The organism is Pedobacter cryoconitis (assembly GCF_014207135.1).
Lineage (GTDB): Bacteria > Bacteroidota > Bacteroidia > Sphingobacteriales > Sphingobacteriaceae > Pedobacter > Pedobacter cryoconitis_D.
Map to the genome: position 1 here is coordinate 75,578 of NZ_JACHCC010000001.1, position 16,486 is coordinate 92,063.

The 16,486-nt window shown below is 38.4% G+C and carries 16 protein-coding genes; 10 read left to right on the forward strand and 6 right to left on the reverse strand.

The features are described 5' to 3' along the window. Positions 1-412: 412 nt before the first annotated feature. Positions 413-1,021 carry a YdeI/OmpD-associated family protein gene (locus HDF25_RS00355; protein WP_184621611.1) on the reverse strand — a complete coding sequence of 203 codons (609 nt, stop codon included), beginning with the start codon at positions 1,019-1,021 and terminating at the stop codon, positions 413-415. Between the two features lie 135 nt (positions 1,022-1,156). Between HDF25_RS00355 and gldF the strand changes: the two genes are divergently transcribed. From gldF to HDF25_RS00375, 4 genes are all read left to right on the forward strand, one after another. Continuing rightward, positions 1,157-1,885 (forward strand): gliding motility-associated ABC transporter permease subunit GldF, encoded by a 729-nt coding sequence (gene gldF / locus HDF25_RS00360; protein ID WP_184621613.1) that lies wholly within the window; start codon positions 1,157-1,159, stop codon positions 1,883-1,885. Further along, the gene (gldG, locus tag HDF25_RS00365; RefSeq protein WP_184621615.1) at positions 1,879-3,555 is read left to right on the forward strand and encodes a gliding motility-associated ABC transporter substrate-binding protein GldG; all 1,677 of its coding nucleotides are present in this window, start codon (positions 1,879-1,881) and stop codon (positions 3,553-3,555) included. Before gldF ends, gldG begins: the two co-directional genes overlap by 7 nt. A gap of 34 nt (positions 3,556-3,589) precedes the next feature. Then, entirely contained in the window at positions 3,590-4,714 is a 1,125-nt protein-coding gene (gene dnaN, locus HDF25_RS00370) for a DNA polymerase III subunit beta (protein WP_184621617.1), read from the forward strand. Between the two features lie 76 nt (positions 4,715-4,790). Then, positions 4,791-5,450 carry a VTT domain-containing protein gene (locus tag HDF25_RS00375; protein ID WP_184621619.1) on the forward strand — a complete coding sequence of 220 codons (660 nt, stop codon included), beginning with the start codon at positions 4,791-4,793 and terminating at the stop codon, positions 5,448-5,450. Here the strand turns inward: HDF25_RS00375 and HDF25_RS00380 are convergent. From HDF25_RS00380 to HDF25_RS00395, 4 genes are read right to left on the reverse strand one after another with little or no spacing between them, the layout of a single operon-like run. After that, the gene (locus tag HDF25_RS00380; protein WP_184621621.1) at positions 5,447-6,403 is read right to left on the reverse strand and encodes a zinc dependent phospholipase C family protein; all 957 of its coding nucleotides are present in this window, start codon (positions 6,401-6,403) and stop codon (positions 5,447-5,449) included. The two genes, HDF25_RS00375 and HDF25_RS00380, sit on opposite strands and share 4 nt — an antisense overlap. 37 nt (positions 6,404-6,440) lie before the next feature. Further along, positions 6,441-8,297 (reverse strand): Fe-S protein assembly chaperone HscA, encoded by a 1,857-nt coding sequence (hscA, locus tag HDF25_RS00385; protein ID WP_184621623.1) that lies wholly within the window; start codon positions 8,295-8,297, stop codon positions 6,441-6,443. Between the two features lie 41 nt (positions 8,298-8,338). Then, positions 8,339-9,451 carry a DUF3810 domain-containing protein gene (locus HDF25_RS00390; RefSeq protein ID WP_184621625.1) on the reverse strand — a complete coding sequence of 371 codons (1,113 nt, stop codon included), beginning with the start codon at positions 9,449-9,451 and terminating at the stop codon, positions 8,339-8,341. Next, positions 9,452-10,786 (reverse strand): dihydroorotase, encoded by a 1,335-nt coding sequence (locus HDF25_RS00395; protein ID WP_184621627.1) that lies wholly within the window; start codon positions 10,784-10,786, stop codon positions 9,452-9,454. A 143-nt stretch (positions 10,787-10,929) separates the two neighbouring features. On the opposite strand from HDF25_RS00395, the gene HDF25_RS00400 reads away from it, so the two are divergent. The 5 genes from HDF25_RS00400 (at position 10,930) to HDF25_RS00420 (ending at position 15,207) form a co-directional block, all read left to right on the forward strand. After that, a complete protein-coding gene (locus tag HDF25_RS00400; RefSeq protein ID WP_184621629.1) occupies positions 10,930-11,604 on the forward strand; it encodes a GIY-YIG nuclease family protein in 675 nt (224 codons plus the stop codon). A 122-nt stretch (positions 11,605-11,726) separates the two neighbouring features. After that, positions 11,727-13,064 carry a DEAD/DEAH box helicase gene (locus HDF25_RS00405; protein WP_184621631.1) on the forward strand — a complete coding sequence of 446 codons (1,338 nt, stop codon included), beginning with the start codon at positions 11,727-11,729 and terminating at the stop codon, positions 13,062-13,064. A gap of 347 nt (positions 13,065-13,411) precedes the next feature. Continuing rightward, positions 13,412-13,747 (forward strand): gliding motility protein GldC, encoded by a 336-nt coding sequence (gene gldC, locus HDF25_RS00410; protein WP_184621632.1) that lies wholly within the window; start codon positions 13,412-13,414, stop codon positions 13,745-13,747. A 203-nt stretch (positions 13,748-13,950) separates the two neighbouring features. Then, complete coding sequence (locus HDF25_RS00415; RefSeq protein ID WP_184621634.1) at positions 13,951-14,628, forward strand: hypothetical protein; 678 nt, start codon at positions 13,951-13,953, stop codon at positions 14,626-14,628. Between the two features lie 153 nt (positions 14,629-14,781). Beyond that, on the forward strand, positions 14,782-15,207 hold the full coding sequence (locus HDF25_RS00420; RefSeq protein WP_184621636.1) for a hypothetical protein: 426 nt from the start codon (positions 14,782-14,784) through the stop codon (positions 15,205-15,207). Here HDF25_RS00420 and HDF25_RS00425 read toward each other — a convergent pair. Next, positions 15,190-15,681, reverse strand: a complete 492-nt coding sequence (locus HDF25_RS00425; RefSeq protein WP_184621638.1) for a methylated-DNA--[protein]-cysteine S-methyltransferase — start codon at positions 15,679-15,681, stop codon at positions 15,190-15,192. The genes HDF25_RS00420 and HDF25_RS00425 overlap by 18 nt on opposite strands. Before the next feature lie 84 nt (positions 15,682-15,765). Here HDF25_RS00425 and HDF25_RS00430 point away from each other — a divergent pair, with 84 nt between their 5' ends. Continuing rightward, entirely contained in the window at positions 15,766-16,425 is a 660-nt protein-coding gene (locus tag HDF25_RS00430) for a heme exporter protein CcmB (protein ID WP_184621640.1), read from the forward strand. The last annotated feature ends 61 nt before the right edge of the window (positions 16,426-16,486 follow it).

The window sequence follows — 16,486 nt, forward strand, 5'->3', positions numbered from 1 at the left end:
CTTAGTATTGGTAATTGTTTTGATTATGGGTAAATTATTGTAAAATAATTTTCTCTTTTAAGGAAAGTTGATAAGATTTGTTAGAGTCGGATTTTATGTTTGTATCAATGATAGATCGCACTATAGGTAAGCTATTGATGCCATTAAACTAGCGAATGCTACTAGATACTTTTTGTTTGACTATAATGTTGCAGATAGATCTTTAGCACCACTATTATTGGTTGGGACCAGGTAATAATGTGAAAAACAGATAGTTAATATGACCCTGAGGAGGCAATTTATACTGTGTAATTTTTAAGACTATTCCATGTTTTTTTTGCAATGACTTAAGGTATTAACCAGATCAATTAGATTTGTTTTTAGTGACCTCAACTAGGATGAAGTTACCTGAGTGTTTTTGGTTAGTTCCTACTTATTTTTGATACTTCCAGTTCCTCCCTTTACCCTCTGCGATCCATTCCAATGCCGTATTTATTCGTTTATTCCTGGTCGCATCAGTTTTTGCCTCACTGAACCATTCCAGGTATTCTTTTTGTTGCGAATAACTAAATTTCTCGAAATGCGCTCTAGCCTCCGGGATTTTGATTAGTTCCTGTCTGAAGTCATCAGGAATCTGTAATTCCGCTTTAGGCGCAGCAGGTTTTTTAATCTTTTTTACACCTTCTTTATTCAGGATGACAGCATTTTGTATATAAGTAATCAGGACATCGTCACCAGGTAAATCTGTAACCGATTCAATCCGGCCTAAATGTCCCATAGAATGTGGTTTGTCTTCACCGGTCAGATGATGAAGGTCCGGGAGCAATGAGGCTTTCCAGAAATTAAAGGCACAGTGAGTTTTGAAACCAGCCATGCCACATACCGTACCCCTGTAATCAAAATGAGGAAATCCCCATTTAATAGTTTCAGAGATTTCAGGACACGCTTCATGTACCAGCATCCTGAGATGTTTTAATATCGGCTGTGCAAAAACAGCTGCCTGATCAATATATGCATCAATACGACTATCAAATTTTTCCATGATTCCTGCTTTATTACACTAAAATAAAGAAAAATTATGTGTTTCACAGGTATGTTCTGTTTTGTCTGGCTAATCAAATGGCACATTTTAAGATTAGCATATTTTCTCTAACTTCGGCATCATTATAATTTTTTCATGTACGCAGTATTTAAACGCGAATTATTCAGTTTATTAGACTCATTAATGGCTTACATCACTATAGGTGTATTCCTTTTAGTATCTGGCCTGCTTTTATGGTTTTTTCCGGATACTTCCATTCTGGAGTATGGCTATGCCGAACTGAATGGGTTTTTTAGCCTTACCCCATTTCTTTTTATGTTTCTTATTCCTGCAATTACGATGCGTTCCTTTGCAGAAGAACGCCGGGAAGGTACCTATATTCTGCTTGCCAGCAGGCCACTGACCGAGTGGCAGATTATATTAGCCAAGTATTTTGCCTGTTTGGTATTGGTGTTCTTTGCACTGGTACCTACCTTATTATATTATTACTCTATTGTTCAGCTGGGTTTGCCCAAAGGGAATATTGATGGAGGGGCAGTTGCTGGTTCTTATACGGGACTTTTGCTTTTGGGAGCAGCTTTTACTGCGATCGGTATTTTTTCTTCCTCCGTTACCAAAAATCAGGTGATTGCTTTTGCAGTGGCTGTCTTATTATCTTTTATTGCCTATAGTGGTTTTGATGCTTTGGGCAAAATTTTTACTGCGACTGTACTGGAAAATATATTTGTATGGCTGAGTATCAATGTACACTTCCAGTCTATGAGCAGGGGAGTATTAGATACCCGGGACCTGGTCTATTTTATAACTTTTATTTTATTGTTTCTGGGTATAACCCGATTAGTGATAGGAGGTAGGAAATGGTAAAAAGAAACTGGGGCAGAATACTTCTTTTTGCAATTCTGCTGATCTTATTGAATGTAGTTGCTAATTATTTTTATCACCGTTTCGACTTCACGAAGGATAAGCGGTTTACACTTAATCCCAAATCCAAAACAATTCTGGACAAAGCCAGCAGGCAGATTACTGTTACTGTATTTCTCGATGGAGACCTTCCTTCGGCATTTAAACGTTTACAGCATGCAACAGCAGATCTGTTAAACGACTATAAAGCAAACTCTTCTGTAAAAATTAAGGTTGTATTTACAGATCCGATCAGCGGAGTGGCCCAGCAGGAACAGGATACAGTTTTAAGTAACCTGTATCGTATTGGTATCGAACCTACCAATCTGAATATTAAAAACGATGCAGGGTTTACACAAAAGACCATTTTTCCGATGGCTATTGTACAGGCCGGTGATAGACAGATTGCCGTTAAACTTCTTCAGAATCTTGATGCAGGAGGCAATTATGAAGAAAATATTAATAATTCCATTCAGAACCTGGAATATGTATTTACCTCTGCGATTAAAAAGGTAAGTACCGGGATCAACCCACGGATAGGCTTTACTGAAGGGAATGGGGAGCCTGCTGATCCATATCTGAGTGATGCGATGAAATCATTGTCCGATAGTTATGAAGTAGGACGTGTGGATCTTAACCAGATCAGTAAACAAGGACTGGATAAGCTTAAAATACTTTTTATCACCAAACCCCAAAAGGAATTCTCAGAAGCTGTAAAATACAAAATCAATTATTTTGTGATGAACGGTGGAAGTGTAGTCTGGAGTATCGATCAGGTTAGCGCCAGTCTGGATAGTTTACAGGGAGCGGGTGAACAACTTGCATTTAACAATAAACTGAATCTTGATGATATGCTCTTTATGTATGGGGCAAGGGTGAATTATAACATCGTAGCAGATTTAAATTGTGCAGAAATTCCTATAGCTATGAATGGTGGTCAGCAGCGTGATATCCAGATGGCACCATGGATTTATTATCCTGTACTGATCCCTGATACCTCAAATAATATGGTCAGGAATATTGACGGTATAAAAACAGAATTTCTGAGTACTGTAGATACGATCGGCGTGAAGGGAGTACGCAAAACGACGATCCTGCGTACTTCTCCTTATAATATAGTATATAATACACCCAGGGTCTTATCACTGGAAAGTATAGCTGAAAGACCGGACCAGAAGTTATATTCAAACCCTCAGCGAAATGCAGCTGTCTTGCTGGAAGGAAGCTTTCCATCTGTGTTCTTAAACAGGGCAGTCCCGGCAGGTATCACTGAAAATTACGGTAGTGCAGCGCACAGTAAAACTACTAAGATGATAGTCATTGGAGACGGAGATATGTTCCTTAATCAGGTAAGTGGACGTGATGGTTCCGTTTTTCCGCTTGGTTTTGACCGGTATACTCAAAGGAATTTTGGAAATAAGGCTTTCCTGTTAAATATTGCAGATTATTTATCCAGTGATGATAATCTGATCGAATTAAGGAATAAAGAGGTTAAGGTCAGACTGCTGGATAAGCAGCTTTTAAGGCAATCAAAAACCAAATGGCAGTTTATTAATCTTATTTTACCATTATTACTGTTAATATTGTTCGCAATTTTTCAACATTATTACCGCAAGTATAAGTATGCAAGGTAATTTTTATATTTTTGAGAACTGACAAGATCATATTATGAGATTTATTGTATCCACATCAACGCTATTAAAACATTTACAAACGGTTAATGGTGCATCAAGCAGCAGCACTGTTTTGCCGATACTGGAAAATTTCCTTTTCGAGATTAAGGACGGAAGTTTAACTATTTCTGCTACAGATTTGCAGACAAGTATGACTACTTCACTGCCTGTAGAGTCTAAAGAGGGCGGAAAAGTTGCTGTACCTTCAAGAATCTTACTGGATACTTTGAAAACACTTCCGGATCAGCCCATCTCTTTCAATATTGACGATGCTACTTTTTCTATTGAGATTAGTGCAGGTGACGGAAAATATAAACTGAGTGGTGAAAACGGAGATGATTTTCCTAAAATCCCAGTTGTAGAGAATGCTTCTTCAGTAAATCTTCCGGCCTCTGTTTTAACTGAGGCGATTACCAAAACTATTTTCGCTGTAAGTAATGACGAGCTTCGTCCGGCAATGACTGGTGTTTTCTGTCAGTTATCTGATCAGTTTATCACTTTTGTGGCTACTGATGCACATAAACTGGTAAGATACAGACGTATGGACAGCAAAGCTGATAAAACAGCTTCATTCATTCTGCCTAAAAAAGCACTGACTTTATTAAAAGCAGCTTTACCTTCAACAGAGATCAATGTATCGGTAGATTACAATGCAACCAGTGCATTCTTTAAATTTGAGAATATCAATCTGGTATGTCGTTTAATTGATGAACGTTATCCTGATTATGAAGCAGTGATTCCTGCTAACAATCCTAACAAATTAATTATTGACAGGGCATTATTCCTGAATACTTTACGTCGTGTAGTTATTTTTGCAAATAAAACTACCCATCAGGTAAGATTGAAAATCAACGGAAGTGAATTGAATATTTCTTCTGAAGATCTTGATTTCGCTAATGAAGCTCATGAGCGTTTAAGCTGTCAATATGAAGGTGAGGATCTGGAAATAGGCTTCAATGCACGTTTTCTGATTGAAATGTTAAGTAATCTTTCAGGTGAAGAAGTAACACTGGAACTTTCGACACCAAACCGTGCAGGTTTATTGATTCCTCAAACCAACGACGAAAACGAAGATGTCCTGATGCTGGTTATGCCGGTTATGCTGAACAACTATAATTAATTTTATAAATATATATACCTGAGCGTCATTACATGCGAGAATAAACGTGTTGTAATGACGTTTGCTATAATACAATATGGACATCATCAATCAGTTGATACAATTTATTCTGCATACAGATGTAGAATTGGTTAAGCTGGTAAGTAATTATCAGACCTGGACCTATCTTATTTTATTCATTATCATTTTTGCCGAAACGGGATTCGTGGTTACTCCATTTTTACCTGGGGACTCTATGTTATTTGCAGTAGGAGCATTGATTGCAAAAGGTAATACAGGTCTGGAGATCTGGATTATGTTTTTCCTTTTATCTCTTGCGGCTATTCTGGGTAATAGTTTAAATTACCGTTTGGGCAGCTTTTTTGGAGTTAAGGTGTTTAAAGAAGGTAATAAAATTCTAAAACTTGAATATTATAACAAATCGCATATGTTTTTTGAGAAACATGGCGGAAAAGCGATCATATTCAGCCGTTTTTTGCCAATTTTCAGAACCATAGCACCCTTTGTTGCCGGAGTAGCAAAAATGCCATTTGGCAGATTTACCTATTACAATATCATTGGAGGATTAGGATGGATTGCCAGTTTATTGTTCGCAGGATTCTTATTGGGACAGATCCCTGTGGTAAGGGATAACTTCTCTATCGTAATTATATTTATTGCAGTGGTGACGTTTGCACCAGTAATCTTCGCAGCTATCAAATCAAGATTCAAACCTAAAGATGTTACCGGAGGTTAATTCTCCCTCCCTATAATTTTTTCGGAGCTGAACTTTCTGTTCAGCTCCTTCATCTCCTTTTCTTCTGTGGGGTCTGCAGAGACCTTAATCATATTTTCTAAAGTTGGCTGGCCCGCATCTACCCATGCCGAATACCACCAGGAGCCAATAGATAAAACAGAGGCCCGCATTTGTAGTTCTACCATACGATTCATTTTTGTATGATAGGCATCGGCATATTCAAATGAGTACTGTTTGGTGACCTGTTTATTCCGTTTAGTGTAACTGTATTTCCGATAAGACGGAAAGTTACGGTTTAACTCAGCTTCTATCTTTAAAACACTGTCTGCGAGTGTATGAGTATGACTGACTGTTTTCCATATTGCAGTCATAGGGTCATCTATATATATGGCTCTTCCTACCAGAAAATTATATTTTTCGGAGAATAATTCGGGCAGACGGCTTTCCCAGAAGGCATGAATGCCAACTTGATTACTGAGTTGCCCGTTGTGATTTTCTGTAGTGTGAAGGGGAACATGGGCGTCTGCAATATAATGCCCCAGGTAAGCAGAATGGATCAGGATTTTTATTGAATCATGTTGTTTAAATGCTTTAACCAACTGGTAATAGGTACGCTGGATCTGCCAGGGAAGTATGCCGTTTTTGGCTAATTTTTGCGACCCGTATCTTTGGACCGCATCATTCCATTTCCTGGGTATACTGTCTGTCTCTGTTTCATATAATTCGACATCTAAATAATGCCTTGCTGCTTCAGCAGTATCGGCATAACGTCTTTTATCAGGATCAATAGCATGATCTGTGAGGTATTGTATGTTGGATTTGTAAAATCTGCTCATCCCGGAAGGGAGTGTAAATACAGCAAGACGATTGATGCGCTTATGGGCGAAAAAGCCCCAGGAAGTAATAAGGAGCCAGGTAGTACAAACAATTACGGGGATGAAAAGTCTTTTCATCCCCGTAAACTAATTATAAGCTATAATATTCTGGTAATTAATCTATCGCTTTTCCCTTCATGGCTTTAGAAACAGCCATGTCCATTAGTCTTTCTGCAAACGGACGGGTAAATTCGTTCAGTTCATCTGCTTTTTTCAGAATGATGTCTTTATCTCCTTCGGCCAAAGCATTTTTCAGCGCAGTAATATAAGTTTTTGTGTCTGCCAGCTCCTCTGCTGTCAGTACGAAACCATTTTTATCGATAAATCTTTCTGCAGTATAAACCAGTTGCTCACCTTCGCCTTTTGCTTCAATCAGCATTCTCTGTGCTACATCACTTTTGGCATGTGTGATACTGTCAATCAGCATTTTCTCTACGGTATCATCTGTCAGACCGTAACTTGGTGTAATATCTATTTCCTGTTTTACACCAGAACGCAGTTCAATAGCCTGGACGGTTAATATTCCATCGGCATTCAGGATAAAATTGATATCAACTTTAGGCATACCTGCAGGCATTGAGGGGATCCCTTTTAAATCAAATTCTGCTAACTTTCTGTTTTCTTTAACCAAGTCACGTTCTCCCTGGAAAACAGAGATTTTCATATTGATCTGGCCATCTATAGAGGTTGTGTACTGACGACCTGCTTTGGTTGGTACTTTTGCATTTCTGGCGATGATAACATCCATTAATCCACCCATAGTTTCAATTCCAAGGGAGAGAGGTGTAACATCAAGCAATAAAATATCTGAACGGTTACCCGCAAGAATATCTGCCTGTATTGCTGCACCCAGGGCTACAACTTCATCCGGATTGATCTGATCATGCGGCTGACGGCCAAAGAACTCAGCTACTTTCGCTTTGACGTAAGGTGTACGTGTTGATCCGCCTACCATGACCACTTCGTCGATATCAGTAATGGTTAACTGCGCATCTTTTAATGCCTGCTGGCAGGAATTAAGTGTCTCCGTAACTTTAGCTTCAATTAACTGTTCGAAAGTTTGTTTGTCCAGTGTACACCAGATTTCATCTAATTTTTCATTGAACAGGTTCTGGGTACTTAATGCTTTTTTAGCTTCTTCAGCTTTTAAACGAAGTTTTTGCATCAGGCCCGAATCTGCCGTCAGCATAGTTGTATCCAGTTTGTTTTTGTCTATCCAGTAGTGAACAATTGCACGGTCAAAATCATCTCCGCCGAGGAAAGTATTTCCATTGGTGGAAAGGACTTCGAATATACCATTCTGAATTGCCAGAATAGAAACATCAAATGTTCCGCCACCTAGATCGTAAACGGCTATAGTTTTCTGTTCTGCAGGGTTAAGACCTATACCGTAAGCTAAACTTGCCGCAGTAGGTTCATTCACAATTCTCAGTACATCTAATCCCGCAAGACGACCTGCATCTCTTGTTGCCTGACGCTGACTATCATTAAAGTAGGCAGGGACAGTTATTACAGCACGGTTGACTGGTGTCTTTAAGGCATGTTCAGCTCTGGCTTTCAGTTCTTTTAAAATCTCAGCTGATAATTCAATAGGCGTATAGAATTTCTCACCGGCCTGTATTTTGACTAGGGAGTCATTGCCTTCATCAATTAGTTTATAAGAAAATGTATCCTGATGGCCGGCTATATCTTTATAAGAACGGCCCAGTAAACGTTTAACCGAAAATATAGTATTGGCAGGATCAGTAATCAGAAAATCTCTGGCCTCGTTACCTACCAAAGTATCACCAGCAGCATTAAAATGAACAATAGAAGGGACTAATAAACCCTTTCCTGTATCATTTATAACTTTAGGATTTTTGTCCGGGTCGATAAAAGCTACCAGGCTATTGGTTGTGCCTAAATCAATACCTACAATGATCTCTTCTTTTTGTAAAGAACCTGTCGCCAGGTTGATGGATATCTTTGCCATAATTACGGCAAATTTAGGAATGTTTTGTCCTTTTTATTGTATTAAGGTTGTAATGTTTTGTTTTGTGCCGGAATTAGTGGAGAATGTCCTGGCTGATTGTATAGGTTGAATACCCATAAAACAATATCCTGGTAACTATCTCTGCCTTTTGGCTGATTATTGATTTTTAGAAACTGATCAAATGCGCTGCCCATATAACCAGACATTTCGGAGTTGTATTTTTTCCAGAATTCCTGCTCCAGATGGAAATCAGCTAATGTGCCCTCATTGATCTTTTTGTAAAGTATGGCAAAGTCTTCCGGTGATTTTATTCGGATTTCTAAAAGAACACTTCTCAATATATTATAATATCCGGAATATTGAAAGTTAAGGTCCGGGCTGTTAATGCTGACCAGATAACCAACGAGGTTAGCCTCATCTTCTCTTGCTACTCCCAGTTCATGAGAAATTTCATGACAGGTTACAAAGGGAAGACCTACAGGCGGGAGTCTCATATTCACATTAGCTTCACCCGAAGGAGGACTATAGTAACCTTCTATTCCTGTTTTAGTAATTATCCAGTCAAGTAATACAGGTTTTACAGCTGGAACCCTGTACCTGAAAAAAGGATTGATCCGGGCCAGTTTGTCATAAGCATATTTAGATTTGCTCTCCAGTTCTGTAATTCCAGCCTCTTTTTTAGTACCGGCAGATTGGATCTGACCTTTAATATTATTGACTTTTCCAATGAGAAAATCACCTAATTGTACGAGATCTTTAGTGGTATATTTCTGATGACTGATACCCAGCTGTCCTGAAATGGATGGACGTGAATAGTTTAATCCCCAGAGAAGTTTAAAAACAATATATAAGATCAGTATAAAATTGATCAGTTGCAGCGGGATCAATATTCTCTGACCCGGTACTTTGAAATTTCTGATAGCTTTAAATACTGACCAGAGACAATAGCCGATGAGGAACAGATATAAAAAATCGCCTACTGCAAAAGGAAACAGTGAGCTGATAAAACGTTGTGCGACCGAGGTCAATGGATAAAGACCGCCTGAATAAACAGATTCTACAACATTGCTATTTAGCCCTAAGAGAAAAATAAATAAAGCAATGCTGCATAATATGATTAAGCGGCGGGTTTTTGTCTTGATCGCTGGATTCATCTACCTGTTGAAAGCTAATCTCTTCCCTGTTTCGTTAGTCATAAACTTACCCTTCTGATAAGCCAGGTTTCCGGAAATAAAAGTGTGGGTAATATCTGCCTTGAAAGTTTGTCCTTCGAAGGGTGACCATCCACATTTATACAGGATATTTGCTTTTGTCACTTTAACCGGATCATTCAGTGCTACAAGAACTAAATCTGCCCAGTAACCTTCTCTTATAAATCCGCGTCTGTCTATCTGGAAACAGGTCGCGACATTGTGTGCGGTTTTTTCTACTATTTTTTCGAGGGATATTTTTCCCTGGTGATACATTTCGAGCAGCGCAGAAAGTGCATGCTGTACCAGCGGGCCTCCTGCAGGGGCTTTCAGATAAGGCTGTGCTTTTTCTTCAATAGTATGCGGGGCATGGTCCGTAGCAATTACATCAATATGACCGTCAAGTACAGCTTTTAGAATGGCCTCTCTGTCAGCAGCCGTTTTAACCGCCGGGTTCCATTTAATCAGATTTCCTTTCTCAGCATAATCTTGAGCGTCAAACCACAGGTGATGAACACAGGCTTCGGCTGTAATTCTTTTATCTTTCAGTGGAGTGATGTTTTCAAATAAGGAGATCTCTTTCGCAGTTGAAATATGAAGGATATGTAAACGGGTATTATGTTTTTTAGCCAGAGAGACAGCCAGTGAAGAGGAAATATAACAGGCTTCTGCATTACGTATCAGCGGATGCATCTCTATAGTAATATCTTCTCCATATTTTTCTTTGAAAGCAGCCATGTTATTCCGGATGGTCATTTCATCCTCACAATGTGTTGCTACCAGTATCGGAGCTTCCCGGAAAATGTTTTCCAGTACGGTTTCGTTGTCTACCAGCATGTTTCCGGTAGAGGATCCCATGAAGACTTTTATGCCACATACTTGTGCCGGGTCTGTTTTCAGGACTTCTTCGATATTGTCATTCGAAGCGCCCATGAAAAAGGAGTAATTGGCAAGGGATAGTTCCGATGCGATCTTATATTTGTCAGCCAGTAAACTTTGTGTTAAAGTATTCGGGACAGTATTTGGCATTTCCATAAAGGATGTAATCCCACCAGCAACAGCTGCCATGCTTTCAGTGAAAATATCTGCTTTATGAGTCAAACCAGGTTCTCTGAAATGGACCTGATCGTCTATCATACCAGGCAATAGATGCAAACCTTCTGCATTGATTTCCTGATCGGCTGGTCTGTTGATCACTGGGCTTATTTCTTCAATAAATCCGTCTTTGATAAATACATCCGAGGTGTAAATTTTCCCTTCGTTGACTAAAGTTGCAGCTTTTATAAGAATGGTGTTCATATTGCCAAATCTAAGAAATTCGAAACAATATTTTAATCCTGATTTGGATCTTTAAGTTAAATCCAAAGTTAAATATACGGTTGTTTTTCTATATGTTACACGGTTAACTGATTTAAACCCAATTAATATGACTAATTTTGGAAATGACTATTAAACACTTACTAACCAAGACACAGGAAAGCTTTATTAAAAAACATAAAATCCCTATGGATTTGCTGTTTGACGCACAAGGAGAGGGGATGACAGAGGGGCTGAAGCAGCTTATGTCTGAAGCGAACACAGTTATTGCATACAATACTGTGGGGTGCAGTAAGGATGATAATCATAATTTTAAGACTATCGATGGTCATTGTCCGCAGTGTGAAACAGGTAGAATTGCCTTTCTTTTAAGAGAACGTCAGACGGGGTTTATTTATATTGCAGGATCGAGAAAAGGAAACCTGATTAAGATTGGTTCTACACAGAATGTAATAAACAGGATTAAAAGTTTAAATATGCCGAAGACAATGTATGCTGGCTTTGATGACTGGGTACTCTTATTTGATGCAAAAACAACTACACAAGGCAGGACAGAACGCAAAATCCAGGAGAAACTGATTGAGAATAAGGTAGTAAATCAATACGAAAAAAGTGGAAAACTACAGGATGCAGGTGAATTATACAGATGTTCCTATAATAAAGCTAAAGATGCAATCACAACTTTAGAGGGCGAAGAGCAATTCGAATTTACCCAGATACATGAAAAAAGGGATCTGATTCCTGATTATCAGTTCAAGAATTTAAAAGCAAGAATTAGTGTTGCTGCCTTTGAGGCATAGCTTTAAATAGTATTTTCTTTTGATCATTTTTTATAAGCTGCTTTGTTTTTAGCAGAGCATGTGTTCATGCGCCTCATAAAAAATGTAATTACTGGTCCTATTAATTATAGTATATTTGCAAAATGCCAAAAACATTCGAAGAGTTTAACCTAAACAGACAGATTTTAAACGCTGTTGCTGATGCTGGGTTTACGGTTGCTACCCCAATACAAGAAAAAGCGATAGCGCCGGTTTTATCGGGCCAGGATATTTTTGGTATCGCTGAAACAGGAACTGGTAAAACGGCAGCTTATGTGCTGCCTATATTAATGAAACTGAAATATGCTCAGGGCGATGCAGCACGTGCATTGATTCTTGCGCCAACACGTGAATTAGCTATGCAGATTGCTGAACATGTGAAAATATTTTCGAAATATACAGATTTACGTTCAGTTGTAGTTTTTGGAGGAATTGGTCCGAAAACGCAGATAGAACAAATTAAGGCTGGTGTTGATATTATTATCGCAACACCTGGTCGTTTCCTTGATATTTATCTTGCAGGCCATATTAATACACAATACCTGAAATTTTTGGTATTGGATGAGGCTGATAAGATGATGGATATGGGATTTATTGGATCTATCCACAGGATATTGGAAATAGTACCCCGTAAGAGACAGAATCTTCTTTTCTCGGCAACAATGAGTGACCTGGTACATAAAATAGCGGGTGATTTTCTGAAAAACCCAACTATTATCGAAGCAGGGCAACAGGCTACACCTGCACAGACTGTTACTCAGGGTTTATATGAGGTACCGAATTTTAAAACAAAAATCAACCTTTTACAACACTTACTGAAGAACGAGATCGACTTTAAACGTCTGATTATCTTTTGTAAAACAAAGACTGTGGCTGATAATATATTCAGCTTTATTGAACGCAGGTACGGTGCTGAAGAGGTGAGGGTTATCCATGCAAATAAAGGCCAGAATACACGGATTAATTCAATCAATAGTTTTAAGGAAGGAAATATTCGCGTACTGGTAGCTACAGATGTAGCTTCCCGGGGTATTGATGTGGCAGAAGTAAGTCATGTGATTAATTTTGATGTGCCGATTATTATTGAAGATTATGTACATCGTATCGGACGTACCGGAAGGGCATATGCTAAAGGAGATGCGCTTACTTTCTGTACTGAAGCCGAAAAGTATTATATCAAAAAGATTGAGAAACTGATGCGTCAGAGTATTCCGGTAATGGAACTTCCTTCCGAAGTTTTTGTAGAAGAAACTCCGTACGAAGAACGTCAGTATATTGCAAGGGAGATTGACAATCAGAAAAGAAAAGACGATCCTGATTTTAAAGGAGCTTTTCATGAGAAGAAACATGCAGCTGCTATTGCTGCTGCTGCGGTTGCTGCAGCAAAGAAAAAGATGGATAAGACCCCGGCCTGGAAGAAAAGAAAATTCAAAAAAACTTAGTCTTGAGATTAACCCCGTTAAATATTGTTACTTCAGGCTGCCTGGTATTGGCAATGCTAATGATTTTCGGTCCTGAACAACACGTTCCGGTACAGAAAGGTGTCAATATATTATTGACAGGACTTTGTGTTTTAACTGCAATTATTGCATTCATTTCAGATCTGATTTTCCGAAAGTTCATACCTTTGCTCCGTAACTTATGGATCATAGAGTGTGCGCTGATCGTATTTACTGTCGTTTTAATGTTTATTCTCAAGATAGTTTTAGGATAAAGATAAGGCGGTAACTAAAAATTATTTTGTTCCGGAAAGCAACGAAAAACAATACGAAAAACAATATATATATCAATGAAAACAGCAGAAATTAAAATAACGGTTGAGTTAGATGATAATAATGTCCCTGAAAATTTAATGTGGGAATCTACTGATGCTGAGACTCAGGAAAAGGTACCGGTAAAATCTATGATGCTGGCTTTATGGGATCATAATTATAAGAATACAATGCGTATTGATCTCTGGACTAAAGATATGCCTGTCGATGAGATGAAAAGGTTTTTTTATGAGACCTTACAGACCATGGGGGACAGTTTCCTGAAAGCAACTGGCGAGACCTTGATTATCGAAGATCTGAGAGATTATTGTGCGCATTTCGCCGATAAAATGGGGATAGATCCAGGGAAATAGATTTTCAGATATAAAAAAATGCCGTTTTTCTGCAGTCAAGTATCGGACTGCGGAAAAACGGCATTTTTTTTACACAATTCTATTGATTTCGGATGCGGGTGTCAGGGATGGCTTATACAAAATTGAAATGATTTCTGAGCGGGCTGAGAATTTGGTGTTTAATAACAGTTATGAATGTGTTTATTGAGTTAAATTATTTTGTAATGATTAAGTTAATTAATTTTACAGAACAATTTAAAAATATGGAACAGGTAAATGAACGGTTAACCGCTTTAGAAAAAGTTATACATGTTTTAGTAGGGCATGTTGAAGATTTACTTATCGGAATAGGTAAAATTAATGAAAGACTGGATCGCATAGAAATCAGACTGGATCGCATAGAAACCAGAATGGATAGCCTTGAAACCAGAATGGATAGTCTTGAAACCAGAATGGATAGTCTTGAAACCAGAATGGATAGTCTTGAAACCAGAATGAATAGTCTTGAAGCCAGAATGGACAGTCTTGAAGTCCGGATGGGCAGTCTTGAAATCAGGATGGATAGTCTTGAAATCAGGATGGATAGTCTTGAATCAAAAGTTGATAAACTTGAGGTCAGATTGGATAAAGTTGAGACAGAGCTAGGCGATTTAAGGAGGTTTACGATTGCAGGCTTTAAGTCGGTTGAGGGTAGGCTGGACAAAGTTGAAATGGAACTTAGTGATTTAACAAGATACACCATTGCTGGTTTTGGAGTAGTTGATGTCAGACTTGACCAGGTTCAGGTTAATTTTGATAATCTGGGTACGAAGTTGGATTTTGTTCTGGACGAAATCACAAAAATTAATGGAGTTACCCGTTATGAGGAAATTAATAAAAACCTGAAGACGATAAAACCTTAGCCCGCATTATGTTCTAATAGAGACACAAAGGTTCTTTTGAGGGCCTTTGTGTCTGAAGAGGCTAAATAAATTTAGAAGAATCTCTTATTTATAACAGATTGAATATTGTAAATAGATCATACTTTTGTCCCTGTTTATTAAAATATATTTTTTATGAAGATTCAGGGCGTTATCGGAGCCTTATTAATGGCAGTTGGAGGGATGTGTCCTCTGGTGCATGTACCTATTATTGGAAACTGGAACTATTTTGGGATTGATCAGTCTCTGGGGGTTATTTTCTATGTAATCATTGTGCTTGCTTTTGCCGGTGCTTTTCTGAACAAGATTGGCCTGATCAGGTTTTCTGGCTGGGCGGCTATTGCTATGGTTATACTAACACTGGCTGCGGTGTGGTTTAAGTCACATGATTACTTTAGTTTCATTCATTTTAAGAAATTAATCAATCTGGCTTCAGGAATGGTAAAGTATAAATGGGGCTGGTTTGTTATTCTGGCTGGAGTATTACCTCTGATTACGGTTAGGAGAGCAATTGGTGCAACTCAAGTATCAGAAATACCTGTCTCAGAAATTCAGCAGTAACTGGCCTTGTTGCGAGATCTCCCGTTCATGATTCAGGAGCCATTGTTTTCGCCAGAGTTCGCCTGCATAACCGACTAATTTTCCACTGCTGCCGATCACACGGTGGCAGGGAACTACAATGGCAAGATTGTTCTTTCCGTTTGCTGCAGCAATAGCGCGAATGGCTAATGGGTTCTCCAGCTGAGCTGAAAGCCCGGCATAAGATAGGGTTGTACCATAAGGAATTGTTTTTAAAGCTTGCCACACACCTTGTTGAAAAACTGTTCCTGGTTGTTTTTCAGAAAAAGTAAAAGCTTGTAATGAACCATCAAAATAGGCTGATAATTCGGCTGCGGCCTGGTAAGTGTGATCGTTTTCTTTCAGATCAGCTTTGGCGGATTGCAGGAAGGAAATTGTATTAACAGCTCTTTCGTCTGCAAAGATGCTGACATCTCCAATAGGGCTATGCACTATACTGCAGTATTCTTTTATCATAGAAGTACAATATAATCATTATTTAAGCCTGAAATATGCCTCTTTTAGTAAAAAAACGATCCATAAAATTATCTTTGTCCCGAAATGCAATTAATTAAGGAAGTTAAATATTTGATTGGGAAAGAGTTGCTACTGGAGTGGCGGTCAAAATATGCGTTAAATGGAGTTTTGCTTTATGTAGTATCTACCATATTTGTGTGTTTTCTCTCTTTCGTTTCTCTCAGAGGGGTTACCTGGAATGCATTGTTCTGGATTATTATGTTATTTGCTTCCATTAATGCTGTTTCCAAGAGTTTCCTTCAGGAAAGTAAAGGGAGGCAATTATATATATATACCATAGCAAGCCCTTTGGCACTGATTATCTCAAAGACAATTTACAACGTTTTTCTGATGCTGCTGCTTACACTGATTGCACTGGCATTTTATACACTTGTGTTTGATTATGTGCCAGAGGATATGGGATTATATATCCTGGCCACTATTCTGGGCAGTTTAAGTTTCTCAACTATATTCACTATGATTTCCGCGATTGCTTCAAAAGCAGGTAACGGAGGGATGCTGATGGCTATCCTGAGTTTTCCAGTTATCATTCCGGTTATTACCGTGCTGATTAAGCTCAGTAAGAATGCGATTGATGGTCTGGATAGAAGCGTAAGTCTTGATGAAATCGGAATTTTATTGATTATTAATGTACTGGTAGCCGTATTTGCATTACTGTTGTTTCCATACTTGTGGAGGGACTAATGGATTTACAATAATTAAAAAAATATATAAAGCTTTATTACCTTTGAACTCGCAAAATTAA

Bases quoted from the DNA above. Each gene is read 5' to 3' on its own strand.
- HDF25_RS00355 (WP_184621611.1), bottom strand. From the start codon at position 1,021: ATGGAAAAATTTGATAGTCGTATTGATGCATATATTGATCAGGCAGCT.
- gldF (WP_184621613.1), top strand. From the start codon at position 1,157: ATGTACGCAGTATTTAAACGCGAATTATTCAGTTTATTAGACTCATTA.
- gldG (WP_184621615.1), top strand. From the start codon at position 1,879: ATGGTAAAAAGAAACTGGGGCAGAATACTTCTTTTTGCAATTCTGCTG.
- dnaN (WP_184621617.1), top strand. From the start codon at position 3,590: ATGAGATTTATTGTATCCACATCAACGCTATTAAAACATTTACAAACG.
- HDF25_RS00375 (WP_184621619.1), top strand. From the start codon at position 4,791: ATGGACATCATCAATCAGTTGATACAATTTATTCTGCATACAGATGTA.
- HDF25_RS00380 (WP_184621621.1), bottom strand. From the start codon at position 6,403: ATGAAAAGACTTTTCATCCCCGTAATTGTTTGTACTACCTGGCTCCTT.
- hscA (WP_184621623.1), bottom strand. From the start codon at position 8,297: ATGGCAAAGATATCCATCAACCTGGCGACAGGTTCTTTACAAAAAGAA.
- HDF25_RS00390 (WP_184621625.1), bottom strand. From the start codon at position 9,451: ATGAATCCAGCGATCAAGACAAAAACCCGCCGCTTAATCATATTATGC.
- HDF25_RS00395 (WP_184621627.1), bottom strand. From the start codon at position 10,786: ATGAACACCATTCTTATAAAAGCTGCAACTTTAGTCAACGAAGGGAAA.
- HDF25_RS00400 (WP_184621629.1), top strand. From the start codon at position 10,930: ATGACTATTAAACACTTACTAACCAAGACACAGGAAAGCTTTATTAAA.
- HDF25_RS00405 (WP_184621631.1), top strand. From the start codon at position 11,727: ATGCCAAAAACATTCGAAGAGTTTAACCTAAACAGACAGATTTTAAAC.
- gldC (WP_184621632.1), top strand. From the start codon at position 13,412: ATGAAAACAGCAGAAATTAAAATAACGGTTGAGTTAGATGATAATAAT.
- HDF25_RS00415 (WP_184621634.1), top strand. From the start codon at position 13,951: ATGATTAAGTTAATTAATTTTACAGAACAATTTAAAAATATGGAACAG.
- HDF25_RS00420 (WP_184621636.1), top strand. From the start codon at position 14,782: ATGAAGATTCAGGGCGTTATCGGAGCCTTATTAATGGCAGTTGGAGGG.
- HDF25_RS00425 (WP_184621638.1), bottom strand. From the start codon at position 15,681: ATGATAAAAGAATACTGCAGTATAGTGCATAGCCCTATTGGAGATGTC.
- HDF25_RS00430 (WP_184621640.1), top strand. From the start codon at position 15,766: ATGCAATTAATTAAGGAAGTTAAATATTTGATTGGGAAAGAGTTGCTA.